10 protein-coding genes and 1 riboswitch are annotated in these 8,562 nt (G+C 60.7%); of the genes, 7 read left to right on the plus strand and 3 right to left on the minus strand.

Annotation, left to right across the window (positions count from 1 at the left end; translation table 11 throughout):
• Nucleotides 1-32: 32 nt before the first annotated feature.
• Both ACI5FR_RS22715 and ACI5FR_RS22720 read left to right on the plus strand, forming a co-directional pair.
• A complete protein-coding gene (locus tag ACI5FR_RS22715) occupies nucleotides 33-800 on the plus strand; it encodes an ABC transporter ATP-binding protein (protein ID WP_405458573.1) in 768 nt (255 codons plus the stop codon).
• Complete coding sequence (locus ACI5FR_RS22720) at nucleotides 787-2,736, plus strand: FtsX-like permease family protein (protein ID WP_405458575.1); 1,950 nt, start codon at nucleotides 787-789, stop codon at nucleotides 2,734-2,736. The genes ACI5FR_RS22715 and ACI5FR_RS22720 overlap by 14 nt, the downstream gene beginning before the upstream one ends.
• 52 nt (nucleotides 2,737-2,788) lie before the next feature.
• Here the strand turns inward: ACI5FR_RS22720 and ACI5FR_RS22725 are convergent, their stop codons facing one another.
• The 3 genes from ACI5FR_RS22725 to ACI5FR_RS22735 form a co-directional block, all read right to left on the minus strand.
• On the minus strand, nucleotides 2,789-2,944 hold the full coding sequence (locus ACI5FR_RS22725) for a hypothetical protein (RefSeq protein WP_405458577.1): 156 nt from the start codon (nucleotides 2,942-2,944) through the stop codon (nucleotides 2,789-2,791).
• 41 nt (nucleotides 2,945-2,985) lie between these two features.
• Nucleotides 2,986-3,162 (minus strand): hypothetical protein, encoded by a 177-nt coding sequence (locus ACI5FR_RS22730; RefSeq protein WP_405458579.1) that lies wholly within the window; start codon nucleotides 3,160-3,162, stop codon nucleotides 2,986-2,988.
• Nucleotides 3,163-3,369: 207 nt separating this feature from the next.
• On the minus strand, nucleotides 3,370-3,474 hold the full coding sequence (locus ACI5FR_RS22735) for a DUF6254 family protein (RefSeq protein ID WP_405458581.1): 105 nt from the start codon (nucleotides 3,472-3,474) through the stop codon (nucleotides 3,370-3,372).
• 153 nt (nucleotides 3,475-3,627) lie between these two features.
• Nucleotides 3,628-3,834, plus strand: a riboswitch (cobalamin riboswitch).
• Nucleotides 3,835-4,057: 223 nt separating this feature from the next.
• Here ACI5FR_RS22735 and ACI5FR_RS22740 point away from each other — a divergent pair.
• The 5 genes from ACI5FR_RS22740 to ACI5FR_RS22760 all read left to right on the plus strand — a co-directional run.
• Nucleotides 4,058-5,053, plus strand: a complete 996-nt coding sequence (locus ACI5FR_RS22740) for an ABC transporter substrate-binding protein (protein ID WP_405458582.1) — start codon at nucleotides 4,058-4,060, stop codon at nucleotides 5,051-5,053.
• A 2-nt stretch (nucleotides 5,054-5,055) separates the two neighbouring features.
• Complete coding sequence (locus tag ACI5FR_RS22745; protein WP_405458584.1) at nucleotides 5,056-6,093, plus strand: FecCD family ABC transporter permease; 1,038 nt, start codon at nucleotides 5,056-5,058, stop codon at nucleotides 6,091-6,093.
• Nucleotides 6,094-6,105: 12 nt separating this feature from the next.
• Complete coding sequence (locus tag ACI5FR_RS22750; RefSeq protein WP_405458586.1) at nucleotides 6,106-6,882, plus strand: heme ABC transporter ATP-binding protein; 777 nt, start codon at nucleotides 6,106-6,108, stop codon at nucleotides 6,880-6,882.
• Between the two features lie 258 nt (nucleotides 6,883-7,140).
• Entirely contained in the window at nucleotides 7,141-8,148 is a 1,008-nt protein-coding gene (gene cobT, locus ACI5FR_RS22755) for a nicotinate-nucleotide--dimethylbenzimidazole phosphoribosyltransferase (protein WP_405458601.1), read from the plus strand.
• Between the two features lie 11 nt (nucleotides 8,149-8,159).
• Nucleotides 8,160-8,562 (plus strand): bifunctional adenosylcobinamide kinase/adenosylcobinamide-phosphate guanylyltransferase (locus ACI5FR_RS22760; RefSeq protein WP_405458588.1); only part of this gene is annotated, 403 nt, incomplete at its 3' end.

Raw genomic sequence — 8,562 nt, forward strand, 5'->3', positions numbered from 1 at the left:
GAACTTCGGCCAACGATGGGGAGGGCTGTACGATGAAATCGATAGTAGAAGCAAGGAATCTGCGAAAAGTATATGGGACGAAAGGCAACGTCGTCACCGCGTTGGAGGAGATCGACCTGACCGTGCGCGAAGGAGAATTCGTCGGCATTATGGGGCCGTCCGGCTCCGGCAAGACGACGCTGCTGAACGTGCTCGCCACGATCGATCAGGCCACGTCCGGGGAGATCGCCATCGACGGAGCGAGCATCCTCGACATGAAGGAAGAAGCGCTTGCCGAGTTCCGCCGGGAGAAGCTCGGCTTCCTGTTCCAGGATTACAACCTGCTCGACACCCTGACGGTTCGGGAGAACATCATGCTGCCGCTCGCCCTCGCGAAGCGCGAGCCGGGCGATATCGATCGCCGCGTCCAGGCGCTGGCCGAGCGCTTCGGCATCGGGGCCGTTCTGGAGCAGTATCCGTACCAAATCTCGGGCGGCCAGAAGCAGCGGACCGCGGCTTGCCGGGCGATAATCACGAAGCCGAGCCTGCTGCTCGCCGATGAGCCTACGGGCGCGCTGGATTCGAAATCGGCGACGGAGCTGCTCGAGTGCTTGAAGGACTTGAACATGCGCGACCGGGCGACAATTCTGATGGTGACGCACGACGCCTTCGCCGCGAGCTATTGCGGACGGGTGATGTTCATCAAGGACGGCCGCATGTTCACCGAGCTCGCGAGGGGCAATGCGGCCCGGACACAATTTTACAAGCAGGTGCTCGATGTGCTGATCGTGCTTGGGGGTGGGACGAGTGACGCTGTTTAGTCTTGCGCGCAAAAACATACTCGGCAATATCAAAAACTACCTGATCTACTTTTTCTCGCTTATTTTCAGCGTCGTGATCTATTTTACGTTCGTCTCGCTGCGGTACAGCGGAGACATAGCCGCCAGCACGATGCCGGCCAACGTCGTCCGCTCCATTTTCCTGCAAGCTTCGCTCCTGCTCCTCCTGTTCGTCGTCGTGTTCGTCTGGTACTCGAACGCCTTCTTCACTCGCAAGCGCAAGAAGGAGGTCGGCCTATACGCGCTGCTGGGCATGCGGAAGAAAACGATCGGGCGGATGCTTTTCTACGAGAACGTCATCATGGGCGCGATCGCCATCGTGGCGGGTATCGTACTGGGAGCATTTTCGTCCAAGCTGTTCACGATGATTCTGCTGAAGGTTATGGGGATAGAGGGGCACGTGAGCTTCAGGATCTCGCCCCATGCGATCGCCAATACCGTACTCGTGTTCGCGGTCATTCAGCTCTTGACGTCGATCAACAGCTACCGGCTCATCTATAGGTTCAAGCTGATTCAGCTGTTCCAGGCGGACAAGGAGGGGGAGCAGGAGCCCAAAGCCAAATTCGTCACGGCCGTCCTAGCCGTGCTGTTCATCGGGTTTGCCTACTGGATCTCAGGTCGGGATATTCAGTCCAATGCCGAATTTACAACGAATATTGTCCTTTTGCTAGCGACCCTAATCGTGGGCACGTTCCTGCTGTTCCGATCTCTTACGATCTACGTGCTGAAGCGGGCGCGCGGCCACAAGCCGCTGTACTACAAGGGCATGAACCTTGTCAGCATCTCTCAGTTGCTGTACAGGATGAACGGCAACGCCCGGACACTCGCCATGGTGACCTTGCTCAGCACGCTCACGATGCTGCTTAGCGGCGCCAGCTTCAGCGAGTTCTACAGCAACAAGATTACCCAGGAGCGGAAGGCTCCGTTCAGCTACATGCATTTATCCCAGGGTGAAGCCTTCGATGCACAGGTCGAACGGATCATTCGCAGCGATACATCCCATCCGGTGGTGGCCCAAGTGGACGTTCCGGTCGTGAAGACAAAAGGTGCGTTCTCGGACCCGACTATGCTGCCGAGCCGCTATTACGAGGTCGACGAACGTCCGCTCAACTTCCTCTCAGTGAGCACCTACAATCGCTTGCAGCAAGCTCTTGGTAAAAGCAGGATGCTCGCACCGCCTGCCGAGTGGGAACTAATCGCCATCCGGCCTATGTACACCGGCTTCACAAACCGCGACTTTCAGGGCAAGACGCTGCAGCCAGAGTTGCCGGGAGGCAGTCTGACCCTAACGTTCGGGGATTTGACGGAGGACCGGGTTATCAACTGGAAGTTCCCGGACTTTTACTTCGTGGTGAACGATGCACGGTTCGCCGAGATGGCGAAGCAGGTGCCGCCTGTGGTATACCGGGCCTATGAGGTCCAGGACGAGTCTCAGGCCGAAGCGACCGGCGAGCAATTGATGCGCATGCCGGAGGCGGACAAGGCGCAGCTGTCCTCCTACGCCACATTCTACAAGGCAGGGCTTGAGAGCGCCGGTCTCGACATGTTCATCTTCGCTTTCCTCGGCCTCGTCTTTCTGGCCGCGACGGGCAGCGTCATCTACTTCAAGCAGCTGACCGATGCGCATGCCGAGAAGGACCGGTACGCCATCCTGCGCAAGATCGGCGTGAGCCGCCGGGCGATACACGGTTCGATCGCTAAGCAGACGCTGTTCGTGTTCGCGCTGCCGCTCCTCGTCGGCCTGACACACAGCATCGTGCTGATGTCTCGGCTCACGACCGTGCTCAGCGGGCTGATCGATGTGAACCTGACGGTACCAATCGTCACATCGCTCTCGCTGTATGCGCTCATCTATGCCGTCTACTATGGCTTGACCGTTCACTCGTTCAATCGGATCGTGAACGGGCGGGCTGCCTAAACGAAGTAAAGCCCGTCCGGAGGGTGAAGTCCCGGACGGGCTTGGGCCGTTATTATTGCGGACGGATGCGGACGACGCCAATGTCGACAGCGTTGATGGCGAATGCATTGCCCCCTTGGTTGATGGAGGCGCTGGCGGACTGCTTCGTCTTGATTTTCGTATTGCCTTTCCCCCATTTTTGCACATTGTTTTTTTTAGAGCGCGGCATAGTGGTCACCCCCTTTCAAGCGCGATGGAGAGAGGGGATTGCTAGCGACGACGACGGCGATTACGCAGCACTTCTTTGAGAATTTTAACGTTCAAGGCGTTACTCGCTAAGGCATTCCCGCTCTCCGTTTTGGCCGTAGCCGATTGCTGAATTTTGATGACGAGGAACTTGTTCTTGCCGATCCGGAAGCGAAATGTCTTAAAATGAGTCCGGTTCATCGTTCACCCTCCTTGTCCGTCGACTTCCCTAGTATTCTATGAAAGCGGAGGATTAGTAGACACGGCGAGTCGGCTATGCAGGCAACCCAAAATACCCCGTACTTTGCGGCGACCCTGTGATTATTAAATTCTGATTTGATAAAAAAGCCGGGGAGCCGTAAGCTCCGCCGGCCGTAAAGCAATCATGCCTCATGAGCGGCTAGGCGTCTACTCTTCGGAGAGCTCCTTCAGGGATTTCACTTTCCCGTGGGGATGTTGAGTTTGCTTGCGCATCTTCACCAAATTCTCTCGGCGTGCTTTGGACGTCGTCACTGGGACATTCCCCTTTCGCTATGAAGTGGTTGCTCGTTTGTAGGATGTCACGTCCTGGCTTATTTTAGTCGCCGCCGGCGGACTCTATCTCCACACTTGCCAGATTCAGGGGCATGCACTATAATTCATAGCGTGGAAGCTTAGTCAAACGAATACTTGGAATACCTGCCAGGTGCCGCGCATGTCCGGATGCATATTCAACCGGAGATCGGGGTTAAAAGGGAAGTCGGTGAGAATCCGACACGGTCCCGCCACTGTAAGCTAGGGATGTTCCTCACAAGGCCACTGTCCGTCCGGATGGGAAGGCGAGGAAGATCGGAACCTACAAGTCAGGAGACCTGCCTGGATAGGGAAAAGCACATGGAATCCTTCGAGGAAAAGGACCGGCTGAATCAGGAGCAGGAATGCTAGTGTTGCATTTGCGCCTCACGGCGCGAGGCAAGACGTCTCCCTTGATTTGCTGAACCTCTGTCCGACCGGATAGAGGTTTTTGTATTTTGTATTTCCTATCATGCTTTTTTGTCCATGGCGATTCGGTAGACCAAGCTCTCAACTATAAAGGCAAGAATGGGGAGCGAGAAGGATGAAGAAAACACGGTATCTGGTATTGGCGGCGGCGCTGCTGATGGGTCTGGCTGCAGGCTGCGGGGACAAGGGAGGGGCGCCGACCGGTGTGCAGGACCCGGCAAAGGCTGCCGCAACGCCGAACGCCTCGGCGACTGCGACGCCGACGGCTACGGCAAGTGCTAACAGTAAGAAGACGGTATATCCGCTGACTGTCAAGGACGCTTCGGGCAAAGAAGTGACGTTCGCCAAAGCCCCGGAGCGGATCGTCTCGCTCTCGCCGAGCGAGACCGAAGTGCTGTTCGCCCTGGGCCTGGGCAGCAAAATCGTAGGCGTCACCGACTACGACGACTACCCGGCGGAAGCAAAGACAAAGCCGAAGATGGGCAACCTGCAGGGCAATTCCGAAGCGATTCTAGCGGCCAATCCCGACATCGTGTTTGCCGGCCTGTCGCTCAACAAAAAATCGGTCGAGAAGCTGACCGAGCTCAAGATGAACTTGTTCTCGGTAGAGCCGAAGACGGTGGATCAGGCGATCGAGCGCATTGCGCTGTACGGCCGCATTACCGATACGCAGGAGCAAGCGGACAAAGTGATTGCCCAGATGAAGGCCGAGAAGCAAAAGGTCGTCGATGCGGTCAAAGGGCTGAAGGACGACCAAAAGAAGAAGGTGTACATCGAGTTCTCCCCGGGCTGGACGGTCGGCAAAGGGGAGTTCATGGACGATCTCATCACGATCGCGGGCGGGGTGAACGTAGCCTCCGACTTGACCGGCTGGAAGCAGATCAGCGAGGAGAAAATCATCCAGTCGAACCCGGACGTCATTCTGTTCGCGAAGGGCGTGCCCGATCTGGAGAAGACGATCCGCGGCCGCAGCGGCTGGGACAAAATCAGCGCAATTGCGAACAACCGGGTGGCCGGGTTGGACGACAACCTGCTGTCGCGTCCGGGTCCGCGCATCACGCAAGGCCTCTATGAAATCGCCAAGGCCATTTATCCCGATCTGGTGAAATAAACATGAAGAAAAAGCTGTTGGGTTGGGGAGGAGCAGGCATGCTTCTCCTTGTTCTCTCTCTGGTGATCAGCTTGTCGATGGGCTCGGCACGGCTGCCGATCAGCGACGTATGGCTCATTCTGCTGCATCATATACCGGTACTAGGAGACTGGGTGCATCCGACTTGGCCGGACTCTTCCGAGCAAATCGTGCTGAAGGTCCGTTTCCCTCGCATTATGCTCGGCATTCTGGTGGGCGCGGCGCTGTCCCTGGCCGGGGCGGGCTATCAGGGTGTGCTTCGCAACCCGCTGGCCGATCCGTATACGCTGGGCGTCGCTTCGGGAGCATCCGTGGGGGCGGCATTCCTGATTTTATTCGGCCTGCAGTTTGCGCTCTTCGGGCAATGGACGGTGCCGATGGTGGCGTTCGTGACCGGCTTGGTCAGCCTGTGGATCGTGTTCCGGCTGGCCAATTTCAACGGCAAATTCCAGCTGGAGACGATTATTTTATCCGGCGTCGTCGTGTCCGCCTTCCTCGGGGCGATCGTGTCGTTCATGGTGTCGATGTCGAACCGGGTGGTGAACGAGATCCTGTTCTGGCTGATGGGCAGCTTGGCGCTGAGAGGCTGGAAGTTTACGGGGGTCGTACTGCCGTACTTGATCTTAGGATTCATCGTCCTGGTTATGTATTCCCGGTCGCTGAACTTGTTCGCCTTGGGCGAAAGGCAGGCGGCGCATCTGGGGGTGCCGGTGGAGCGGACGAAGAAGATCATTCTGATCTTCTCCACGCTGCTGACGGCGGCCGCCGTCTCGGTGTCCGGGGTGATCGGGTTCGTCGGGCTCATCACGCCGCATCTCGTCCGGCTCCTCGTCGGTCCGGATTATCGGCTCATTATTCCGCTGTCCATGATCGCGGGCGGCATCTATGTGCTGTGGGCGGATACGATCGCGCGGATGGCGCTTAGTCCTACGGAAATCCCGCTCGGAGTGGTCACGGCGTTCCTGGGCGCGCCGTTCTTCGCCTATTTGCTGAGCAAGCACAAGAAAACGCTGAGAGGCTGAGGAGGGAGCGTCATGATCACCGTACAACGGGCAACCAAATCGTTCGACCGGCAGCTTATTCTGAGGGATGTCGGGTTCACGGTCGGCCGAGGCGAGCTGTTCGGCATCATCGGGCCGAACGGGAGCGGGAAGTCGACGCTGCTGAAGCTGCTGTCGGGCCTGGAAGCGGCCGATTCCGGCACCGTGGAGCTCGACGGGCGCGCGGTTCATGCGTATTCGCGCAAGGAGCTGGCGCGTTGGGTCGCCGTGCTGCAGCAGGACGCGCTGCCGCCGATCGGCTTCACCGTACGCGACGTGGTCGAGATGGGCCGCTTCCCGTTCCAGAACTGGCTCGGCGAGGAGCGGGAGGATACCGCGTCGCTGGTCGATGCGATTATGGCGAAGCTGAGCCTAGACGCTCTAGCGGAGCGGACGCTGGAGCATCTGAGCGGCGGCGAGCGGCAGCGCGTGGCGCTGGCCAAGGTGATGGCGCAGCAGCCGAAGCTGCTCCTGCTCGACGAGCCGACGACGTACCTCGACATCGGCTACCAGCTGCAGATGATGGACGCTGTCCGCCGTTGGCAGCGGGAAGCCGACCTCACGGTCGTGGCGGTGCTGCACGACTTGAACCTGGCGGCGCAATATTGCGACCGGCTGCTCGTGCTGCACGGCGGCGCCGTCGCGCAGGTCGGCACGCCGGTCGAGGTGATGCGCCGCGAGCTGATCGCCGACGTCTACGGGACGGAGCCGATCATCCTGGCGCATCCGGTGAGCGGGGCGCCGCAGATTATGCTGCAGCCCTCGGGGTAGGTGCGAGGTCTCTTCAATGGGACGAAATAGATGGAAAAATATCCTTTATGGATAAGGAACATCGGGTTTCGCATGCCATAGAGGAAAAATGTTCAGTTATTGCTTCTATTTTTTGTGGAAATGGATTCCTCAGAGCTATTAGGATCGGGGGTTACAGAGATGGATCAAGGGGAACGAACGAGTGAGGCTCGATCGCGAGGAGAGAAGGAGCGGCTGGTGGCGGAGGCGATCGGGCGCATCGGACCGATCGATGCCGCGATGGTGCAAGCCGCCGGCGAGCGGCTCGATCAGCTGACGAAGCCGCCGGGCAGCCTTGGGCGGCTCGAGGAGATCGCGCGGCAGGTGGCCGGTATCACCGGCACGCTATCGCCCGACTTGTCGCGCAAGGCGGTCATTGTCATGGCCGGCGACCACGGGGTGTGCGTAGAGGGGGTGAGCGCCTTCCCGCCCGAGGTGACGCCGCAGATGGTGCTGAACTTCCTGCACGGCGGCGCGGCGGTCAACGTGCTGGCCCGTCATGCGGGCGCCGATGTGGTGTGCGTCGATGTCGGCGTGAACGCCGACATCGAGCACCCGCAGCTCGTGCGCCGCAAGGTGCGGTACGGCACGGCGAATATCGCCGCCGGCCCGGCGATGAGCCGCGAGGAAGCCGCCGAGGCGATCGTCGCGGGGCTCGAGACGGTGCGCGACCTCGCGGAGCGCGGCTACCGGCTGTTCGCGACCGGCGAGATGGGCATCGGCAACACGACGCCGAGCTCGGCGCTGCTCGCGGCGCTGACCGGTGCGGACGCGGAAGCGATCGTCGGGCGCGGCACCGGCATCGACGAGGCGAAGCGGCTGCACAAGGCCGCCGTCGTGCGCCGCGCCCTCGAGGCGAACCGCGACCGGCTCGGCGGCGGCGGTGACGCGCTCGGCGCGCTGGCCGCGGTCGGCGGCCTAGAGATCGCCGGCCTTGTCGGCGTCATCCTCGGCGCCGCCGCGCACCGCTGCCCCGTCGTCATCGACGGGTTCATCTCATCGGCGGCCGCGCTCGTGGCGAGCCGCCTGGCGCCTGCGTCGGCGGCGTACATGCTGCCGTCGCATTTGTCGCAGGAGCAGGGCCACCGACAGCTCCTCGCGAGCATCGGGCTGAAGCCGATGCTGGAGATGGAGATGCGCCTCGGCGAAGGGACGGGCGCGGCGCTCGGCTTCCCGATCGTCGAGGTGGCGATGAAGATCATGAACGAGATGGCGACGTTCGAGAGCGCCGGCATCTCGAAGGGATAGGAGCGGACCCGATGAACCACATCCTCGTGACCGGCGGCGCGCGAAGCGGCAAAAGCGCGTTCGCGGAGCGGCTCGCTGTGCGGCTCGGCGCGCACGGCACGTACATCGCGACGGCGCAGGCGCTCGACGCGGAGATGGAGGCGCGCGTCGCCCAGCACCGCGCGCAGCGGGAGAGCGCCGCGCCCGGCTTCTGGGCGACGGCGGAGGAACCGCTCGCGCTCGCGGAGCGGCTCGCGGCACTGCACGCACCGGCGGCGACGGACGCGCCGGCCACAACAACGGCCGCGCGGCTCTCGCGCGACGCGCAGCCGCACGACAGCCAGCACCGCCCGGCCGACTCCGTCGTCCTGGTCGACTGCCTGACGCTGTGGCTGTCGAATTGGGTGCTGGCGCACGAAGAAGAGCCGGCCCTGC

The organism is Paenibacillus sp. HJGM_3, from assembly GCF_045062745.1.
Classification (GTDB): Bacteria; Bacillota; Bacilli; order Paenibacillales; family NBRC-103111; genus Paenibacillus_AA.